Source organism: Pleomorphomonas sp. T1.2MG-36 (assembly GCF_950100655.1).
Classification (GTDB): domain Bacteria; phylum Pseudomonadota; class Alphaproteobacteria; order Rhizobiales; family Pleomorphomonadaceae; genus Pleomorphomonas.
This window is the reverse complement of record NZ_CATNLY010000012.1, coordinates 543,872-563,407: the sequence shown is the minus strand read 5'-3', so window position 1 is coordinate 563,407 and position 19,536 is coordinate 543,872. Positions and strand designations below refer to the sequence as shown.

Annotated in this window: 17 protein-coding genes and 2 tRNA genes; 9 read left to right on the top strand and 10 right to left on the bottom strand. The window is 63.5% G+C overall.

Annotation, left to right across the window (positions count from 1 at the left end; genetic code table 11):
• Positions 1 to 93: 93 nt before the first annotated feature.
• On the bottom strand, positions 94 to 2,475 hold the full coding sequence (locus tag QQZ18_RS09510) for a putative bifunctional diguanylate cyclase/phosphodiesterase (RefSeq protein ID WP_284540427.1): 2,382 nt from the start codon (positions 2,473 to 2,475) through the stop codon (positions 94 to 96).
• Positions 2,476 to 2,735: 260 nt separating this feature from the next.
• Between QQZ18_RS09510 and QQZ18_RS09505 the strand changes: the two genes are divergently transcribed.
• The 5 genes from QQZ18_RS09505 (at position 2,736) to QQZ18_RS09485 (ending at position 5,903) form a co-directional block, all read left to right on the top strand.
• Positions 2,736 to 3,089: an ArsR/SmtB family transcription factor gene (locus QQZ18_RS09505; RefSeq protein WP_079403087.1), complete on the top strand. Its 354-nt coding sequence runs from the start codon at positions 2,736 to 2,738 to the stop codon at positions 3,087 to 3,089.
• A 121-nt stretch (positions 3,090 to 3,210) separates the two neighbouring features.
• Positions 3,211 to 3,549: a rhodanese-like domain-containing protein gene (locus QQZ18_RS09500; protein ID WP_284540424.1), complete on the top strand. Its 339-nt coding sequence runs from the start codon at positions 3,211 to 3,213 to the stop codon at positions 3,547 to 3,549.
• 135 nt (positions 3,550 to 3,684) lie between these two features.
• Complete coding sequence (locus QQZ18_RS09495) at positions 3,685 to 4,485, top strand: transporter substrate-binding domain-containing protein (protein WP_284540423.1); 801 nt, start codon at positions 3,685 to 3,687, stop codon at positions 4,483 to 4,485.
• A 7-nt stretch (positions 4,486 to 4,492) separates the two neighbouring features.
• Entirely contained in the window at positions 4,493 to 5,317 is an 825-nt protein-coding gene (locus QQZ18_RS09490; RefSeq protein ID WP_284540421.1) for an amino acid ABC transporter permease, read from the top strand.
• Between the two features lie 73 nt (positions 5,318 to 5,390).
• A complete protein-coding gene (locus tag QQZ18_RS09485) occupies positions 5,391 to 5,903 on the top strand; it encodes a dihydrofolate reductase family protein (protein ID WP_284540419.1) in 513 nt (170 codons plus the stop codon).
• A gap of 162 nt (positions 5,904 to 6,065) precedes the next feature.
• Here the strand turns inward: QQZ18_RS09485 and QQZ18_RS09480 are convergent, their stop codons facing one another.
• The 4 genes from QQZ18_RS09480 to panE form a co-directional block, all read right to left on the bottom strand.
• Positions 6,066 to 7,685, bottom strand: coding sequence for a methyl-accepting chemotaxis protein (locus QQZ18_RS09480; RefSeq protein ID WP_284540417.1), 1,620 nt, complete (start codon positions 7,683 to 7,685; stop codon positions 6,066 to 6,068).
• Complete coding sequence (locus tag QQZ18_RS09475) at positions 7,660 to 8,184, bottom strand: PAS domain-containing protein (protein ID WP_079402874.1); 525 nt, start codon at positions 8,182 to 8,184, stop codon at positions 7,660 to 7,662. The genes QQZ18_RS09480 and QQZ18_RS09475 overlap by 26 nt, the downstream gene beginning before the upstream one ends.
• Before the next feature lie 283 nt (positions 8,185 to 8,467).
• Positions 8,468 to 10,912: a GH36-type glycosyl hydrolase domain-containing protein gene (locus QQZ18_RS09470; RefSeq protein WP_284540414.1), complete on the bottom strand. Its 2,445-nt coding sequence runs from the start codon at positions 10,910 to 10,912 to the stop codon at positions 8,468 to 8,470.
• A 313-nt stretch (positions 10,913 to 11,225) separates the two neighbouring features.
• Positions 11,226 to 12,149, bottom strand: a complete 924-nt coding sequence (gene panE / locus QQZ18_RS09465; protein WP_284540412.1) for a 2-dehydropantoate 2-reductase — start codon at positions 12,147 to 12,149, stop codon at positions 11,226 to 11,228.
• 216 nt (positions 12,150 to 12,365) lie between these two features.
• Here panE and QQZ18_RS09460 point away from each other — a divergent pair, with 216 nt between their 5' ends.
• Positions 12,366 to 13,205, top strand: a complete 840-nt coding sequence (locus tag QQZ18_RS09460; RefSeq protein ID WP_284540410.1) for an aldo/keto reductase — start codon at positions 12,366 to 12,368, stop codon at positions 13,203 to 13,205.
• A 96-nt stretch (positions 13,206 to 13,301) separates the two neighbouring features.
• A complete protein-coding gene (locus tag QQZ18_RS09455; protein ID WP_284540407.1) occupies positions 13,302 to 14,471 on the top strand; it encodes an AI-2E family transporter in 1,170 nt (389 codons plus the stop codon).
• Positions 14,472 to 14,500: 29 nt separating this feature from the next.
• Here the strand turns inward: QQZ18_RS09455 and QQZ18_RS09450 are convergent, their stop codons facing one another.
• Both QQZ18_RS09450 and QQZ18_RS09445 read right to left on the bottom strand, forming a co-directional pair.
• A complete protein-coding gene (locus QQZ18_RS09450) occupies positions 14,501 to 15,097 on the bottom strand; it encodes a deaminase (RefSeq protein ID WP_284540405.1) in 597 nt (198 codons plus the stop codon).
• A gap of 140 nt (positions 15,098 to 15,237) precedes the next feature.
• Positions 15,238 to 15,573, bottom strand: coding sequence for a hypothetical protein (locus tag QQZ18_RS09445; RefSeq protein ID WP_284540404.1), 336 nt, complete (start codon positions 15,571 to 15,573; stop codon positions 15,238 to 15,240).
• Between QQZ18_RS09445 and QQZ18_RS09440 the strand changes: the two genes are divergently transcribed.
• Positions 15,559 to 16,392, top strand: coding sequence for a sensor domain-containing diguanylate cyclase (locus QQZ18_RS09440; RefSeq protein WP_284540401.1), 834 nt, complete (start codon positions 15,559 to 15,561; stop codon positions 16,390 to 16,392). The genes QQZ18_RS09445 and QQZ18_RS09440 overlap by 15 nt on opposite strands.
• 115 nt (positions 16,393 to 16,507) lie before the next feature.
• Here the strand turns inward: QQZ18_RS09440 and QQZ18_RS09435 are convergent.
• Positions 16,508 to 16,582 (bottom strand) — tRNA-Gln (locus tag QQZ18_RS09435).
• 220 nt (positions 16,583 to 16,802) lie between these two features.
• Here QQZ18_RS09435 and QQZ18_RS09430 point away from each other — a divergent pair.
• Positions 16,803 to 16,879: transfer RNA gene (locus QQZ18_RS09430), tRNA-Pro, on the top strand.
• Between the two features lie 210 nt (positions 16,880 to 17,089).
• Here the strand turns inward: QQZ18_RS09430 and QQZ18_RS09425 are convergent.
• Positions 17,090 to 17,881: a sugar phosphate isomerase/epimerase family protein gene (locus QQZ18_RS09425; RefSeq protein ID WP_284540399.1), complete on the bottom strand. Its 792-nt coding sequence runs from the start codon at positions 17,879 to 17,881 to the stop codon at positions 17,090 to 17,092.
• Between the two features lie 295 nt (positions 17,882 to 18,176).
• Positions 18,177 to 19,514, bottom strand: coding sequence for a guanine deaminase (guaD, locus tag QQZ18_RS09420; RefSeq protein WP_284540397.1), 1,338 nt, complete (start codon positions 19,512 to 19,514; stop codon positions 18,177 to 18,179).
• Positions 19,515 to 19,536: the final 22 nt, after the last annotated feature.

Genomic DNA, 19,536 nt, shown 5'->3' with positions numbered 1-19,536 from the left:
GCAGAATTCAACGTGCACCCGAATAGTCGACCTTGCCGATCTCGTCCAATGCGTAGTTTGCGACGCAGCCGCGCGTGCCCTGGCCCGGCGAGGTCAGGCGCCGCGCCCGATCGACTTCAGCACTTCCTCGCCCGTCAGCCGGGCGGGGCGGCCGAACAGGAAGCCCTGTGCCTCCTGACAGCCTTCCTCTTCGAGAATGCTGAGCTGGCCGGCCGTCTCGACGCCTTCGGCCAGCACCGGCACGTCGAGGCTGCGGCCCAGCGCCACCACCGCCTTGACGATGGCCCGCGAGTCTTCCTTCTCCTCGGCTTCCGAGAGGAACGAACGGTCGATCTTGATCTTGTCGAAGGGGAACGAGTTCAGCGTGTCGAGCGAGGAGTAGCCGGTTCCGAAGTCGTCGAGCGCCACGGTGATACCCAACGCCTTGAGCTGTCTCAGCACATGCAGGGCGTGCGCCTTGTCGCCGATGATGGTCGACTCGGTGATCTCAAGTTCGAGCCTTTGCGGCGCCAGGCCGCTTTCGAGCAGCGTCTCGTGAACCAGCTTGACGATGTCGTCGTTGGCGATCTGCACCGGCGACAGGTTGACGGCGACCCGGAGGCCGTCGCTCCAGGCCATAGCGTCCAGGCAGGCGCGCTTCAGCACCCAGCGGCCGATCGGCAGGATGGCGCCGCATTCCTCGGCAATGGGGATGAACACGTCCGGCGGAATGGCGCCGCGCGTCGGATGCGTCCAGCGGATGAGGGCCTCGTAGCCTATAGTTTCGCGAGAGCGGATGTTCTTCTGCACCTGATAGGTCAGGTGGAACTCCTCGCGGTCGAGCGCATCCCAGAGATCGCGCGCCATGGTCCGTCGCTCGCGCGAGGCCTCGTCCATGTCCGCTTCGTAGAAGCAGACGTTCTGCGTCACCGACCGTTTGGCGCGATACTTCGCGAGATCGGCGTTGTTGACCAGTTGCTCGGCGTCGATCGCGTCGTCGGGGTAGATGGCGACGCCGATCGACACGCTGACGGAAATATCGTTCTCCTCGACGCGTATGGGCGCCTGGAAGCAGCGCTCGAGGCGGCCGAGAAATTCGCCGACCTCCGTCTGAAGGCGGAACTTCTTGAGCGCGCAGTATTCGTCGCCGCCGATGCGACCGACGAACTCGCCGTCCTGCGCCGTTCTTTCCAGGCGGCGGCCGATCTCCACGAGAACGGCATCGCCGGCGCTATGGCCGCGCTGGTCGTTGATTTCCTTGAACTGATTGAGATCGAGGCCGATCGCGGCGAGCTTGATGCTGTTGTCGGCGGCCCAGGCGAGGTCCAGGGCAAGGCGATCGTTGAACTGCGTGCGGTTCGGCAGGCCCGTGAGGGCATCGAAGCGCGACAGATAGGCAAGCCGCGCTTCCTGCGCCCGGCGCTCGGTTACGTCTTCGACGGTGGTGACCCAGCCTCCCTCGCCGGTGATCACGTGCGTGAAGGAAATGATCCGGTCGCCGAAGGTGTCCTCGCCCGATACCGGCTCGGCCTGCGTGAACAGGCGGCCAAGATGACGGCCGAACAGCTCGGCGGTGGAAAAGTGGTGCTTGAGGTCGGGTGCCGCGGCGATCTGTTTGGCGATCAGGTCCTCGACGTCTTGCGCCGACAGCGTCGCCCCGAACGGGTCTTCGGCCAAGTCGAAGATCTCCAGGAAGCGTTCGTTGACCAGCAACAGACGGTATTGCGCATCGAACAGGGCGAGGCCCTGGGTCATCGCGCGGAGGGCCATGTCGAGGTTGCCGGTCGCCCGCTCGAGCTTGCGCAACGCGACCTCGTTGGTGGCCTCCAGCTTGTTCTTTTGGGCCAGGTTGTTTCGAAACACCACCAGCGCTTCGGACAGGTCGCAGATTTCGCGGGCGTGATCGACCGGTTCCGGCACTTCGACCAGTTCGCCCGCTGCAAGGCGGCGCGTGAGGCCGCTCAGTCTCTCAAGGGGGCTGACGACGATTACCCGCATCAGGAGCACGGCGAGCATCAGCACCGACAGGACGATGAAAGCGGCAAGCTGGATCCGGTCCAGGATGCTTCTGTGCCAGCCGACATAGTCGCCGCTGAGATCGATGCGCGCCGAGAAGAACCCGGAGATACGCTTGGCGCCGTCGTCGAGAACGAACCCGCGCCGTACGCCGAGATCGTTGTCGCCCCAGGCGACGATATCGTCGCTCGCTATGGCGGCTTGATCGCTGGCGGGGCCGCCGGTTTCGATTTGTATCGTTTCGCCTGGATGGTTGCGAGCATAAATGTCGGCGATGGAGCGAAGGGAACTCAGCGCGGCTTCCGCGTCGGGGCCGTTCTGGCCAGTCTCCGCCGTGCCGGCTGGAATGGCGGCGAGCAGATCGAGGCCGGCCTTCGCCCGATACATGGCGTCGGATTTTATGCCGTCAAGCTGCCGGGCGGTTTCTGTCACCCCCACGGCCAGTTGCAGGACAACCAGCATCAAGCCGACGATGGCCACCACGATCGCCTGCAGCGACAGGACGAGAGGCCTGCGAGACGGCCTTTCCTGAGGAGGCCGTATTTCCGACAACGTTTTCATTACAACGGCGCCCGCCACCCGACCGAGCTATCGGACGTCGAAAATAACCGGGTCTTTGATAATATTTCGCTAAGTCGCCAAGGCGGGGTTCTCTACTCGACCAACGGCCTCAGGATTCGAATTGCCAAATTGCGTATATTTGAATATTATGAGATTGCTAAAGCATGAGGGTGCACATCATGGCGGCTTCGGTCGAATCCAACCTTTGCGAACCGTTTGAAAATCCGGTCGAGGTCATGGAGTCGCGGGCCGAGGAGGCAGCGCGGCTGCTGTCGGCCCTGGGCCAGTCCAAGCGACTAATGGTTCTCTGTCGTCTTGTCGATAACGAGATGTCCGTGGGCGCGCTCGCCGAATCCGTGGGGCTTGGCCAATCGGCGCTGTCGCAGCACCTTGCCCGCCTGCGCGATCTCGGCATCGTGGCGACGCGCCGCGAAGCGCAAACCATCTACTATCGTCTCGCCTCCGACAACGCGCGGCGGCTGATCGGCCTGCTGTACGAACTCTACTGCGCCCCAACGGCCCAAAAGGGCTGACGCCGTCGGCGGGCACGATCTTCGGAAATGGACAGAGCGGATACGTGTTTTCCTTGACGAGCATATTATATTAGTATATTCGCACTTAATATAAAAACTCGTCATATGATTGGAGTTTCCCATGCTCTCCTTCTTTAGTCGTAACGCTGCCAAAACGCTGTCGCCGCAGGAGATCAAGGACCTGCTCGACAGCGATGCCATCCACCTCATCGACGTGCGCGAAGCGCACGAGTGGAACGAGGGGCACATTCCCGGCGCGGTTCATCGGCCGCTTTCGAACCTGTCCGCCTGGGGCGGCGAGCTGCCGACGGACAAGCCCGTCGTCTTCTACTGCGTGTCGGGAGGGCGGTCGGGCCAGGTACTCTCCTGGTGCAAGTCGTCCGGGCACGCGGCGGAAGGCCATCTGGGCGGCGGCATCAGCGCCTGGCGGATGCAGGGATTGCCAATAACGCGAGACTGACGAGAGTCGGTCATCGGCGGCGCCTAAAGAGAAGCAACCCCTTGCCAGCCTTGCGCGAAACAGCCAATAGTGGCCTTCACGCGCCGGTGACGGAGGGATCTCGTTCCGGCTACCTCAGCGACGGAGGATCCTTTCATGCAGATTGTTGCGAAGGCGGCTGTTGCCGCCACTGTTTTGCTGTCCGCTTTCGTGTCCCAGGCTGGCGCTGCCGAGCTCCCCGATCTCAAGGGACGCGCCATCATCGCGGTCACCGAGAATGCCTACGTTCCGCTCAACTTCGCCGATCCGAAGACGGGCGAGGGCATTGGCTGGGAATATGACGCCTTCAACGAGATCGCCAAGCGTCTCAACGCCAAGGTCGAGTGGAAGCTGACGTCGTGGGATGCGATGATCCAGGCGGTGCGCGACGGCCAGTTCGACGTCGGCATGGATGGCATCACCATCAACGACGAGCGCAAGCAGCAGGTCGATTTCTCCGAGCCCTACATGATCTCCGAGCAGCTCATGCTGGTGCGCGCCGACGAGAACCGCTTCACCGACGGTCCGTCCTTCGCGGCTCTCAAGGATGGCCTGGTCGGCGCCCAGCCCGGCACCACCAACTTCTACGTCGCCATCTACAACGTGCTCGATGGTGACGAGAAGAACCCGCGCGTCAAGCTGTTCGAAACGTTCGGCGCCTCGGTGCAGGCGCTGAAGGCCGGCGACGTCGACACCGTGCTGATGGACAAGACCTCGGCCGATGGCTACATCGGCGCCCAGCCCGGTGCCTTCAAGGTCGTCGGTGGTCCGCTTGGCCGCGAGGAGTTCGGCTTCATCCTCAAGAAAGGCTCCGACCTCACCGCCCCGATCAGCGCCGCCATCGCCTCCATGAAGGCCGACGGCACCATCGATGCGCTCAACAAGAAGTGGCTCTACGACTACAAGAGCCAGAACTGAGCCGACCTTGAGTTCCAAAGAGACCCGTCGCCGCGAGCTGCCCTTTTGGCTGATCGCGGCGATTCTCCTTGCCATCGCCTTCGGTCTCGTCATCGGTTCCGACGAGAGCTACCGCGTCATCTTCGGTGCCGTGGCGACCGGCATTTGGGTGACCGTCTTCGTGACGGTCATCGCCTATGTATTTGCCTGCCTGATCGGTCTCGGCGTCGCCTCGGCCAGCCTGTCGAAGCATCGCATTCTGCGCGAGGTCGCCACCTTCTACGTCGAGATCATTCGCGGCGTGCCGGTGCTGGTCCTCCTGTTCTACATGGCATTCGTGGCCGCGCCGGCGCTGATCGCCTTCTGGAATCTCATCACCGCTCCGTTGCAGGCCGCCGGACTCCTGGGGGCGGCCAGCGTCCGCGATTTCGATCTCCTGTGGCGGGCCGTGGTGGCGCTGGTCATTTCCTACTCGGCGTTCCTGTCGGAGATCTTCCGAGCCGGACTGCAATCGGTCGATCGCGGTCAGATCGAGGCGGCAAAGGCGCTCGGTCTCAGTCGCTTCAAGGTCTTCCGCCTCATCATCATGCCCCAGGCGTTCCGAACGGTGCTGCCGCCGCTCGGCAACGATTTCGTGGCGATGATCAAGGACTCGTCACTCGTCTCGGTGCTCGGCGTGCAGGACGTGACGCAGCTCGGCAAGGTCTACTCGTCGGGCACCTTCATGTTCTTCGAGACCTACAGCGTCGTCGCCTATGTCTACCTGCTGATGACCGTCTCGCTTTCGCTGGCCGTTCGCGGGTTGGAGAGCCGTCTGCAACGTCACCGCGATTTCATCGGCGACCGGCGCTGACGACGACAGGCTGCTGACGGGACCGGGCAAGGCTGTCGATATCATGCGGCTCCCGAAACCGGAGAGCCACACAATGATCTGCGGGTACATCGCTTCGACGCTCGACGGCTATATCGCCGCTCCCGACCACAGCTTCTCCTTCCTCGATCCCTATCCGGCCGAGGACGCCGGCTACGAGGAGTTCTACGCCGGCATCGGCACGCTGGTGATGGGGCGCATGACCTACGACGTCTGCCGTCGGACCATGCCGTCCTGGCCTTACGCGGGAAAGCGGCTGATCGTCGTTACCTCGAGCACGATAGCCGACTTGCCGCCCGATGCCGAAACCTGGTCGGCCGGCGTCGACGCCCTGATCGACCATCTCCGCGCCAACGCCAAGCAGGATGTGTGGATCGTTGGCGGCGGCCGGCTGCAACAGGCTTTCATCGACCGCGACGCGCTTGATCGGCTCGACCAGTTCATCGTTCCGGTCGTCCTCGGCGATGGCATCCCGCTTTATCCCGATGTGGCGCAGCCCCGAACGCTGAGGCTTGCCGAGGTCGGGCGCTTCGGCCAGATCGCCCACCTCCGGCTCGAGCGGCAGTGAACGAAAAACGGCGCCGAACAAGGCCGGCGCCGTCAATTCATTCTCTAGGCGCAGTTCCAGCAAAAGTGGGTACCGGTTTTGCGTCCGGAACTGCGTCTCGACAAGGAAATAGAGCTTTTCCAGCGAACCAGAGTTCACCGGAAAAGCTCTAGGCGGAAAATCTCAGGCTGCGTTCGCCATCGATCGGCCCTTGCCTACCAGGTAGCGAAGGCGGTTCGAGGCGGCCGCCGTCATTTCGGCGACCTTGAACTCGACGCCGATGTTGTCCTCTCGGATCCAGCGCACGGTGCCTGGTATGGCGATGTTCTTCTCGCCGGTGATATGCACCTCGTCGCCGACTTGCAAGGGCGGCAGTTGCCCGGCAAACCGGGCGCCGGTCATGGATATATCGACGCAGGTGGCTGTTCCCGTTCCCCTTGCCGAGGCGATGGTGACCGCGTGCCCGCCGGGTACGCGCTCGGCGGCTTGACGACGATCGAGCGGCCCGCGCCTCAACCTGACCAGGAACTCGCGGACGGTGACCGAGAGGCGATCGCCCTCGGCAGAGAGCGCGCCGGAGGTCGAGAACAGGCTCTGCGCCAGCGTCGACGTTTCGCGGGCGATGCCGGTGATGCCGGAAATCCGGTCGGACACCTGCCTCGTCCCCTCGGAGGCATTGCTGACGCCTTGGGCGATCTCCGTCGTGGCATGGATCTGCGCCTCGATGGAGCCGCGCATGTCTGCGGTGATGGCGTTGATCTCGGCGATGGTGCCGCCGATGCCGATGATGCTGCCGACAGCCGCGCGCGTCGCCGACTGAACGTCCGAAATATGCCGCGTGATCTCGCCGGTCGCGGCTGCGGTCTGCGAGGCCAGCGCCTTCACTTCCTGGGCGACGACCGCAAATCCCTTGCCTGCCTCGCCGGCTCGTGCCGCCTCGATGGTGGCGTTCAGTGCCAGAAGGTTGGTCTGGCCGGCCACTTGCTCGATCAGCCCGATGACGGCACCGATCTTCTCGGCGGCTTCCGACAGGCCGCCGACGATGCGCTTGGTTTCCTCGGCGCGGTTGACGGCGTCCTGGGCGATGGCCGCCGAGCGTTCGATTTCCCTGCCGACGTCACGCGCCGAACCGGTGAGCTGCGTCGCGGCATGGGCGACCCGCTGCACGTCGGAGGAGGCCATGTTCGAGCTGGACGCGGCGTCGCTGGCGCGCTGGTCGGTCGAGTTGGCGCCTTCGCCGAGGCGCGTCGCCGCACCGCCCATGTCGTGCGAGGCGTTGACGAGGCTATCGACGATCGAATTGATGGTGGCGCCGAACTCGTCGGTCGAGATCTCGAAGGCCTCGACGCGATCCTGGATCATGTCGGTGGCTTCGTTGATGGTCGAGGAGGCGCGGAGCAGGGCGCCTTCCATGCCGTTCGGCAGGATACGGCGGTAGTAACGATTGAGGCGGACGGCCTCCATGGCGGCGCTGGCTTCGCGCACGAAGGCATCGATGTGGTCGGCCATGTCGTTGATGGCTTCGGTGAGTTCGCCGGCTTGGCCCCACTGGTCGAAAACCAGGCCACGGGTCTCGAAGTCGCCCTTTCCGAGCGCGCGGGCCACCCGGATCGACCGCCCGACGGCCGCGTGAAGACGCAGGGCAATGACAAGGGCCGCCGCTGCGCCGACAATGCCGATGCCGATCAGCGCCAGCGCCAGGGTGGGCATGCCCGCTGCCAAGGCACCTGCCGCACCTGCGAGGAGCAGGATGACCGCCGTGCCGGGGGCGAACGCTTCAAAGCGAGAAGATGAGTTCGTCATAGCTGGCGGCTTTCGATTTCACGATGCTCATGAGCTGGGCGAAAGAGGCGACCAGCCCCTCCTTGGGGCTGGCATGGGCGGCTTCCGTTCGTAGCAATTCTCCATAAAGCGGCTCGATAACCTCACGCACGACGCGGCGATCGGGCACCCGTCGGCTGGAGTGGTAACCGGTCACTTTGCCATCGTTGTCAAACGACGGAGTGACATGAGCGAACACCCAGTAGAAGGCGCCGCTGCGCGTCATGTTCTTAACGTAGGCGAAGATCTCGCGTTCCTCGCCCAGCTGATCCCAGAGCAGCTTGAAGACGCAACGCGGCATGTCGGGATGGCGAATGATGGAATGCGGCGCATTCATCAGCTCTGCGCGGCTGTAGCCGCAAATCTTGGAGAACGTTGAGTTCGCGTAGGTAATCCGTCCCTTGAGATCGGTCTTGGAAACAATGATTTCGTTGGGAAGAAACGTGATTTCCTCGGAGGTCGGCTGAACGCGCGGCTTCATGAGCTGCACCTCGATGCACCAGGCTATAATCGCTCAACCATGGAGGGGTAGTCGTAAATAAAGAATAACACGCCAGAAATATGACGAATGATGGAGCGAAAAAGGTAATTTTGCGTATATATCCCTGCGTGTTCTTCTGGAGTGGTGCGCGGATATTTCCATCCGTTTAAATAACTACCCTCGCTACTCGTCCGCAATCGGGTGTTGAGCGAACCGGTTCGGCGCGCAAGAAAAAGGGCGCCGCGGAGGGCGCCCTTTCCGGGGTGGTCTTGAAGGTCGGTCGTCAGCCCAGAATGGCTTCGACCTTGACGGTCTTCACGCCCTGGGCCGGAGGCGGTACGATGTCGCCTTCGATCGGCTTGCCGTCGACCGTGAGCGACACCTTGTTGCCGGCGCCATTCCGCTTCACCGAGATATCGTAGGTGACGCCCCGGAAGGTGCGGCTCGCCGTGAAGTTGGTCCAGCGCTCGGGCACGACCGGCGCGACGCGCAGGCCGTTGTACTCGGGCCGAATGCCGAAGATCCACTGGGTGATCGCGTAGTAATTCCAGGCGGCGGTGCCGGTCAGCCAGGAGTTCTTGGCCTCGCCATGGGTCGGCGCGTCACGGCCGGCAATCATCTGGGCGTAGACGTAAGGCTCGAGCCGGTGAACGTCCGAGATCCCCTCGCGCGCCGACGGGCAGATGCGGCTGTAGTAGTCGAAGGCCGCGTCGCCGTTGCCCAGCACCACTTCGCCGATGATCACCCACGGATTGTTGTGGCAGAAGATGCCGGCGTTTTCCTTGTAACCGGGCGGGTAGGTCGAGATCTCGCCATACTCGATGTAGTAGCGGCTGTAGGCCGGCTGCTGCAGCACGATGCCGTGCGGCGTGGCGAGATGCTTGCGAACCGCATCGAGCGCCGAGCGGGCCTTGCCGTCGTCGATGCCGATGCCGGCCAGCGCGGCGAAGCCCTGGGACTCGATGAAGATCTTGCCTTCCTCGTTCTCCTTGGAGCCGATCTTGCGGCCGAAGTCGTCGTAGGCGCGAACGAACCATTCGCCGTCCCAGCCGTGGGTGCGGACGGTCTCGTCCATCTTCTTGGCGACGTCGGCGTAGAAGGTCGCGTCGTCAGCCTTGCCGATCTGCGCCGCCAGAGCGGACAGCTCGCGGGCCGACAGCACCATCAGCGCGCCGATGAACACCGACTCGGCCACCTTGCCGTCCTTGCTGGTGGTCGTCTGGAACGACTGGCCTGGCGTGTCGGAGAAGCAGTTGAGGTTGAGGCAGTCGTTCCAGTCGGCGCGGCCGATCAGCGGCAGGCCGTGCGGGCCGAGACGGTCGAGCGCATACTGGATCGAGCGGCGAAGATGCTCGTAGAGCGGCGCCTCGGTGCCCGGCTGGTTGTCGAACACCACCGGCTCGTCGAGGATCGAGAAGTCGCCCGTTTCCTTGAGATAGGCGGCGACGCCGATGATCAGCCAGTGCGGATCGTCGTTGAAATCGCCGCCGATGTCGTTGTTGCCCTTCTTGGTCAGCGGCTGGTACTGGTGGTAGGCGCCGCCGCTCGACAGCTGCGTGGCCGCGAGGTCGAGGATGCGCTCGCGGGCCCGCGACGGCACCATGTGCACGAAGCCCAGAAGATCCTGGTTTGAATCGCGGAAGCCGAGGCCGCGGCCGATGCCCGTCTCGAACGACGAGGCCGAGCGCGACATATTGAAGGTAGCCATGCACTGGTAGGCATTCCAGATGTTGACCATGCGGTCGGCATGTTCATCCGGCGAGGTCACCTGATAGACGCCGAGCAACTGGTCCCAGTGCTTGCCGAGGGCTTCGAAGGCCGCCTCGACGTTCTTGGCGTTGCGATACTTGGCGATGATCGGCTTGACGGTCGTCTTGTTGACGGTCTGCGAGCCCGGCGGGTCGAACTTCAGCTCGTTCGGGTTCTCGTGATAGCCGAGCACGTAGATGATCTCTCGGCTTTCGCCGGGGGCGAGCGTCATCTTCACGTGGTGCGAGCCCACCGGCGACCAGCCGTGCGCGATCGAGTTGCGCGACTTGCCTTCCTCGACGGCGACCGGGCGGTTCCAGCCGCGCCAGGGGCCGAGGAAGCTTTCGCGCTGGGTGTCGAAGCCGGCGAGCGGCTCCGAGCAGGAGAACCAGGCGAAGTGGTTGCGACGCTCGCGGTACTCGGTCTTGTGGTAGATGACCTCATCTTCCACCTCGACCTGACCGGTCGAGAGGTTGCGCTGGTAGTTGGTGGCGTCGTCGTTGGCTTCCCACAGGCAGAATTCCACCGACGAGAAGATCGACACATCGGCCGGCGTCAGACGTTCGTTGGTGATCGTCGTCTGCCAGATCTCCAGCGTCTCATCGAGCGGCACGAAATAGCGCGTGGCGGCGCGGATGCCCGAGCGCTTGGCCGAAATGGTGGAGTAACCCATGCCGTGCCGGCAGCTGTAGTCCTCGACATCCGACTGGGTCGGCATCCACGACGGCGACCAGTAATCGCCGGTGGCGTTGTCGCGGACGTAGACGTAGCGGCCGCCGAAGTCGGCCGGCACGTTGTTGTAGCGGCCGCGCGTCAGGCGGCGCAGGCGGGCGTCACGATAGTAGGAGTAGCCGCCACCGGTGGCGGACAGGATGCCGAAATAGCCCTGGCAGCCGATGTAGTTGATCCACGGCAGCGGCGTGTCCGGCCGCGTGATCACATACTCGCGGGCCTTGTCGTCGAAATAACCATACTTCATGGCGGCATCCTGCTTGTCGATGCTATGCTCCCGCCTGCGCGGGCAGAGAATTCGAGGCGAACGCCTCCTCCCCGGGCGCAACCCGGTCAGCGTTCGGGGCACCTCTTAGCACAGTTGCGCGAAAGGCAGAAGCGTAACGTTTCGAATTTGACAAACCTTAGGACTTCTACCGGGTCGTGTTTGCCTGAAAGCCTCCGGCGCCTTCCGGATTCGGCGGAAGAGGCGGAAAAACAGAACCGCCTCCGCCGTTGGCGAAGCAGACGTTTGCCAAGCTGCGTCCTGAACACTGGAAACGTTCAGGGTGGTGCCGCGCCTATTCGGAGCGCCGCCGGGCTGCGTAGACCCCGAGATGAATCGCCGCCAGATGGAAATAGGGCGTCTTCACGCCGACGGAGGCTGCGCGGTCGAGCAGATCGTCTATGATTTCATCGTTCTCGACCGGCAATCCCTTGACGAGGTCTCGATACATGGAGGCCGTCATCGGCGAGTCCGGGGTGGTGAGCAGTTTGCGCGTCGTTTCGAGGTAGGCCGGATCAGGCGCTTTTCCGTGCGCGGTGGCGACGGCGGTCACCTCGCCCAGCAGTGCCTCGATGAAGGCGCGTCCGCCCGGACGGGCCACGATGTCGCCGATCGTGCCGCGCATCAGGCAGGTGGCGGCTCCGAGGCTGGCAAGCAAGACCCATTTCTCCCACAGCTCGCGGCCGATGTCGTCGGAGAGACGTGCATCGAAACCGGCCCCCTTGAAGAAGGCGTCGATCGCTTCGATGCGGGGGCTGCGGCGGCCGTCATATTCGCCATAGATCAGGTCGTGCAGAGGGGACATCTGGACGATGCGGCCGTGGTCGTCGAGGCGGGCATTGATCTTGCAAAAGCTGCCGATCACCCGTTCGGCGCCGAAACGCTCCGACAGTACGTCGAAATGCTTGAGACCGTTCAGCACGGGCAGGATCAGCGTGTCGGGGCCGATCACCGGAGCGATGTCGTCCATCGCGGCCAGAAGCGAGTAGGCTTTCACGCTCATCAACACGAGGTCGTAGCTACCCCGAAGCGCATCGGCCGTGACGATTTTCGGCTCGATCCGGGTCTCGCCCTTGGGATCGGCGATGACGAAGCCGTTCTTGGCGATTTCGGCCGCTCGTTTGGGGCGGATGAGGAAGGTCACATCGCGGCCGGCGGCAGCCAGCCGTCCACCGAAATAGCCGCCGGTGGCGCCGGCGCCGACCACGAGAAGTCGCATGAAGCATCCTTTCAAGACAAACTGACGAGCGTGCAGGCGCGAAAGTGGCGGCAGGATAGAGGATTTCACCCGCCGCCGTCACGTGTTCGAAATCCGGCACCCAACGAAAACAGCGGCGATCGCCCATTGGGGCGAGGGGGCTGCTATACTTCTGGAGCGCTCGCCGATCAGGGTCGGATCGATCTGGCCGGCACATGCATTGACGAACCAAGGGAGATGCCGATGAAGACCGTCCGCTTGCCGAGTGGCGAAACCGTTCCGGCGCTGGGCCTCGGCACCTGGATGATGGGCGACGACCAGAGCCGGCGCGCCGAGGAAATCGCCGCGCTTCGTCGCGGGCTCGACCTCGGCATGACGCTGATCGACACCGCCGAAATGTATGGCGAGGGTGCCTCCGAGCGGTTGGTGGGCGAGGCGATCGCCGGTCGGCGCGACGACGTGTTCCTCGTGTCCAAGGTCTATCCGCACAATGCCTCCAAGGCGGGAACCGTCGCCGCCTGCGAGCGATCGCTCAAGCGCCTCGGTACCGACCGGCTCGATCTCTATCTGCTGCATTGGCGCGGGAAATACCCGCTTGCCGAAACGGTCGAGGCTTTCGAAGGGCTGAAGGCGGCCGGCAAGATCCGCCACTGGGGCGTCTCCAACCTCGACAGCGACGACATGGACGAACTGCTGGCCGTTCCGGGTGGCGAGGCGGTCGCCGCTAATCAGGTGCTCTACAATCTCTCGCGGCGCGGCATCGAATGGGATCTGCTGCCGTCCCTTCAGCGGCGCGGCATCCCGGTCATGGCCTACTCGCCGGTCGAGCAGGCCAAGCTCCTCAGGGAGCGGCGCCTGGCGGCGCTGGCCGCCGACCACGGTGCCAGCATTGCCCAACTGGCGCTGGCCTTCGTGCTCGATCGCGACGGCGTCATCGCCATTCCGAAAGCCGGGCGGGCCGCTCACGTCGAGGATAACGCCGGCTCTCTCGATGTGGTGGTCACCGACGAGTTGCGGGCATCGCTTGATGCACTGTTTCCGCCGCCCCGGCGGGCGACGCCGCTGGAGATGATCTGACGGATCGTTTACGGCGACGGGACGAGGTCATTGCGGCTTCCAAGGCAATGGCCCATAAATTCGGCTATCCTTGATACTCCGACGAGAAGTGCGCCCTTGACCGACCCGCGACATCCCCCGCAGAAAGATCAGCCGCGCTGGCTCGGCGCCGTATCCTCCGGCCGTGCTCCCATCGTCCCCCTGATCGCCGCCGCCCGCTGGCTGCTGTTGCTGGTCGTCATCGCCGGCATCTATTTCTTCAGCGGGTTCGTCGTTCCGGTACTTGCCGCGCTGGTCATCGGTTTCGCCACCTGGCCGCTGTTCCGCGACCTGACGCGGTTCTGCGACGGCAATACCAAGCTCAGCGCCTCGATCGCGCTCGTCTGCATCCTGCTGTTCCTGATCGTGCCAATGCTGGTGGCGGTCAGCTTCGCGCTGGAAGAGTTCAGGGGCTGGTTCAGCTGGCTTCTGGAGGCCAACCGCAGCGGCGTGGAAGTGCCGCCGTGGATTGCGACGCTTCCGATGGCCGGAGACTGGCTCGCCGAGCAATGGAAGCTGCATGTCGGCCCGCCGGGCGCCATCGGCGAACTCATCCAGATCGTGTCCGGCGCCAATATCGGCAACATCTACAGGGCGGTGATGACGGCCGGCGGCGAAGCCTTCCGGCTGCTGCTGCTGCTACTGTTCATGATGATCGCGCTGTTCTTCGTCTACAAGGACGGCAGCGCCCTCGTGGAGCAGATCGACCTTGTTGGCGAGCGCATCCTGCCCACCCGCTGGAGCCGCATTTCCCGTATCGTTCCGGCCACCATCAGCTCCACCGTGACGGGCATGACCCTGATCGCCATCGGCGAGGGCATCGTCCTTGGCATCGCCTACTGGATTGCCGGCGTGCCGTCGCCAGCCATCTTCGGCGTCGTCACCGGCGTCATGGCGCTGATCCCCGGCGGGGCTCCACTCAGTTTCACTCTGATCTCGATCTATCTGGTGGCCAGCGGGAATGTCGTCGAGGGCGCCGCGCTGTTCACCTGGGGAACGGTCGAGTTGTTCATCGTCGACAAGACGTTGCGGCCGCGCCTCGTCGGCGGTCCGATCAAGCTGCCCTTCCTGCCGACCTTCTTCGGGCTGATCGGCGGCGTGAAGACCATGGGGTTCCTGGGACTGTTCATCGGGCCGGTTCTGATGGCGCTGCTGGTGGCCATCTGGCGTGAATGGCTTGCCGAACTGCGCAACGAGGACAAGGCGCCCGTCCTGGCGCCGCCGCAAGAGCCGCCGACAGCGGCCTGACGGCCTGCCGTGCGGCTCTTTGGTTGCGGTCAATTTAGGGGAATGGCGTTTCCCGATTTGCCGCCCTGGTAGACGCCCGACAGTCTCGCATAATCCGCCCGGATGGCGTCGGCGCGCGTCTGGAACGCAGCCTTGGCCGTGTCGTCGCAGACGGCGATCAGGTCGGCGATGTGCTCGCTATGCCAGAACGCGTTGCTTCTTCGATAGCCACCCGGCTCCAGGGTGAAGACTTCCTTCAGTATCCTGAGGTCATGCGGGATGGAAAAGGCATCCCGCGAGTCCTCGTGGCTGAAGAAATAGAAGAAGTTGTCGAAGCCGGCCCAGGTGATCGCCGACAAGCACATCGAACAGGGTTCATGTGTCGACAGGAAAAGCAGGTCGCCCGGACCCGGCCGCTCCTTCATCTCGTAGAATTTCTTGATGGTATGCACTTCGCCGTGCCAAAGCGGGCTCTCGATCTCGTTGTTGGTTCCGGCGAGCACGAGGGAGTAATCCCTCTTGTCGAGCAAGGCGGCGCCGAACACCTTGTTGCCCGCGGCGACACCAGCGCGCGTCAGGGGCAGGATATGGCGCTCAATGGCTGCCAGCAGCGCGTCGACGAGGCGTTCCTGTCGTTCCTCAGTCATGTAGCTACCCCTCAATCTTCCGGACCTGCCGCGATCATCGCTCGTACCCTTCGAGAGCACAAGAAAGAGGTGGGCGTTCGCTTGCCCCCGATCCGGCGGACTGGTTCGCTTGGCTCCGGGCTTCTTAAGTTGAGTGCTATCTACAGGAAAGCATGGCGGATTGCTTGAAGCGAAAAGCATTTCTTGAAAGCAATATTATCCATCCAGCTTATTGCGTGCGGCAGTGGATTTTGTGAACCATGAATTGGTGGGGAAAAGCAAACTGACTGACCCATCAATACGTTATTCTTCTTACTTGGGGCAAAACTGCAATGCGCTGCAGGCTGAATGCAGGGGAGAGGCTGGAAGTCGGTTTTGGTCCATCCGAAGAGTTTGAAGAAGGTGAGGTGACCTCGCTGTGTCGCGACGCGGATGTCTTGCTCGAGAGAATTCGCTTCCTGGGGGACAGGGTCGACGCGCTGATGAACGTCCATCATGCGTCCATCCTCGTCATCGACCCTCGAACCGGAAAAATCATCGACGGCAACAAGGAATCCGTCGCTCGTTATGCCGGAAGCCGAGAGCGGCTCCTCTCGATGTCGGTCGGCGAGATCAATACGCTGTCCAGATCCGAGATTTCCGCCAGAATGAAGCAGGCCGTCTCCAACCGGCATCATTTCGAGTTCAAGCACAGGCTGATCACCGGCGTCGTGCAGGACGTCGACGTCTATAGCGGACCGATCATGTTCGACGGTCGGCAGGCCCTGATATCGTTCATCCACGACGCGACCCGCCGAAAGGCGACGGAGCGCAAGCTTCATCTGCTCACCACCACCGACCCGCTGACCAAGTGCTTCAACCACAGGCACTTTCTTTCGATCTTTAGCCGCGAGTTCCGGCTTGCCCGGCGACGGCAGGGCGCACTCGGTTTTGCCATGGTCGATCTCGATCATTTCAAGCGCATCAACGATACGTTCGGGCATCTGGTCGGCGATCGCCTGCTGCGAAAGATCGCCGATACGCTGCGAAAGCGGCTCGCCGGTCTGGGTGGGCTCGGACGGCTGGGTGGGGAAGAGTTCGGGATCGTCCTGTCCGAGGCGTGCCTGGGGCGTGCCGACAGCATTTTGAACGAGCTTCGAGCGATGGTGTGTGCCGTCGGCGTTCCAACCGACCGCGGGGCGGCCTCGTGTACCGTCAGCATCGGCGCGGCCTTGCTGTCGGCTGCCGACCAGAACGAGCTATCGCTCATGGGGCGAGCCGACCGGGCGCTCTACAATGCCAAGGCGGCGGGCCGCGACCGCGTCGCGATTATCTGACCTCACCTCGCTCTGCCGTTCGGAAACGATCATCGATTCCCGACCGTGCCTGGGCGCGGGGCGATTACGCTGCGCTGTCCGGCATTCGGCCGTCATCGGGTGGAAAAGAGGGAAATGGCTGGGGTGGCAGGATTCGAACCTACGGATGGCGGAATCAAAATCCGCTGCCTTACCACTTGGCGACACCCCATCCGGCGGCCTCGGCCGCAGTTCGCACGATATAGCCGCAACATCGGCGGACTGCAACAACGCCGGTACGACAGAATTGGAGGCACGTGGAGCTTCCGGGGCAGCCTCTCGGCTCATTTTGGGGCCTAAGCAAGGGGGCGCAAAATACCCGATCCACAAGTGTGATTTTGGGGCTTGCGGAGGCGGGGAGGGGACGCTATACACCGCCCCACCGACGGTTACGGAGTGTAGCGCAGCCTGGTAGCGCACCTGCTTCGGGAGCAGGGGGTCGCGTGTTCGAATCACGCCACTCCGACCAATCTTCCCGCAAAATCAGTATATTGCGAAAGTCTCGGCACTCAGTGCCGGAAGGCTTTTGTCGTGTCCGGCCCTGCCGGATGCTTTGACGCATTTGCAATTTGGTTTGGCGCGAGTTCCGGACTGGGGCGTTGCCCTCTTTCGTGGAGCCGCCTCCAACCGGGATCGTCGCCGTATGCCCGCAGGGGGAAGCCGGGCGTCGCACTGTCACCTATCTTGCTGGCGACGAAGGCTCCACCTTGGTCATGGCGGCAAACGTCCGCATGGCATCGATGCTCCGGCGTGCGAAGCGGTCGAAGTCGCTGGGATTATCGTGCTCGGCGACCAGTAGCGAAGCGCCGGCCGTGATGGCGGTTTTCCACAGCTTGGGCCAGGGGACGATGCCGGCTCCTATGTCCGCCCATCCGTCCTCGCCGGACCGGCCGCCGCGCGGAGCGATATCCTTGACGTGGATGGCGGCGATACGGCCAGCGTAGCCCTCCAGCCATGGCTGTGGATCTATACCGGCCAGTGCCACCCAGGCCACGTCGACTTGAAGATGTACGACCGGGTCGGCGGCGATGTGCTGGATGGGCATCGACCCGTCCCTGAGGGGGCGAAACTCGTAGTCATGGTTATGCCAGGCGAAGCCGAAGCCGCGCGACCGCAACAGGCGGGCGATCGCCGCCAGACGGTCCCCGAAGCGCCGCCACTCGTCGGTGACGACAGGGCGCGCCTCCACCGGCGCAAACGGGCAGACGAGAAGACGCATGCCCAACGTTTCGGCGATGCGGCATGCCGCATCCGGGTCGGTCTCCAGCATGTGCAGCGAGAAGTGGCCGCTCAAGGCCGTGAGATCGCTTTCATCGAGTGTTTCGCGCAGCGCCGAGGGATCGTCATAGAGGGCTTCGGTGGGTTCGACATTGGTGTAGCCGAGCGCGGCAAGGCGCGGCAGATGATCCGTCACCGGCGGGAACAGCCGCGCCGAATGCAGCTGAATCGAAAACGGCAGATCACGCGCCACATCGTCCTCCCACGAACGACCCGTTGCCCCGGAGCCGAACCTTGCTGGTCGCGATCCGGAAGCCTCCCCTCCCAAATCGCAACAGCAAAATCGAAACGTTGCCGAACGCTAGCCATCAATCGGATGGTGCCATCATCCGCGCCGAAGAGCGGAATCCTGGACTCCAAAATCCGGGCGAGCGCCGATTTCAGCAATCGATTTCATCGATGCTAACTTGGGGCGACGCACCGAGGCAAGCTATTCTTTGTAGGGGTCGAAAAAAGGGCGTCCGCTGGCGCGGCGTCCGCGCTTGTCGCTACGGGGTGGTCCGAAGGCCCTGCGCTTTTCCGCCGACGAACACCTCATGCACATTCCGTTCGCCACCCAGCGTCATGAGAACGAACAGTTCTTCCTCAAGGTCGCCGTTTCCGGCTGCCAGACGATGCGCCATTGCCGGCGTGGCGGCACTGTCGAGCACTACCAGATCGGCGTGTGCACCGGGAGCGATCCGCCCCAGATCCGGCTCGCCGAGCGCCTCGGCATTGCCGCGCGTCATCAGATGGAAGGCCTCGATGGCCGACAGCTTCTGCCCCCTGAGCTGCATCACCTTGTAGGCCTCGGCGGCCGTCGCGAGCATCGAGTAGCTGGTACCGCCACCGACGTCGGTGGCCAGCGCGATGCGAACGGGGTGCTCGCCGCCCTCGAGGCCTTTGTAGTCGAACAGCCCCGAGCCGATGAACAGGTTCGAGGTGGGACAGAACACCGCAACGGCGCTGCTGTCCGACATCCGCCGAACTTCGCGGGGCGTGAGATGGATCGCGTGCCCCATCAGGCTCTTGGGGCCTACGAGGCCATAGTGGTCGTAGACGTCGAGATAGTCGGTGCGGTCGGGGAAGAGGCGCCGGACCGTGTCGATCTCCTCCTGGTTTTCCGACAGGTGCGTCTGAACGAGGCAGTCCGGATGCAATCGCGCCAGGCTGCCCAGCGCTTCCAGTTGCTCCGGCGTCGAGGTGATGGCGAATCGCGGCGTGATCACCACCTTCTGGCGGCCTTGTCCGTGCCAGGTGGAGATCAGGGCCGCCGTATCGTCGAACGCCGAGCGAGCGCTGTCGAGCACCTCCGGCGGCGCGTTGCGATCCATCGCCGTCTTGCCGACGAACATCGCGGTGCCGCGCCGCTCGCTCTCGGCCAGCAAGGCCTCGGCCGATCCCTTGTGGACCGAGCCGTAGCAGACGGCCGTCGTGGTGCCGTTCCTAAGCAGCTCGTCGATGAAGAAACGCGCCTGGGCCGCCGCGAAGGCGGGGTCGCCATAGCGCGACTCGGCCGGAAAGGTGTACCTCGTCAGCCATTCGAGCAGGCGCTCTCCGTAGGAGGCGATCACCTGCGTTTGTGGAAAGTGGATATGGGTATCGATGAAGCCCGGCAGGATCAGCTTGCCGGAAAAGTCGTGCACGACGGCCCCTTCGCCGTCGCTCCGTGCGATAAGGCCGGCGTCGGCGACCTCGACCACTCTGCCGCCTTCGACGACGACGATACCGTCCTCGAAATAGGTGTAGGCGTCGGCATCGCCGGCGCCGTGCGGGCGCCGCTTGAAGCTCAGCACGCGACCGCGTACGAGGGTGCGGTCGGAAGGAAGTCGATCGGAAGAAGTCAACGGGGGCTCCGTCAGGGAGTGC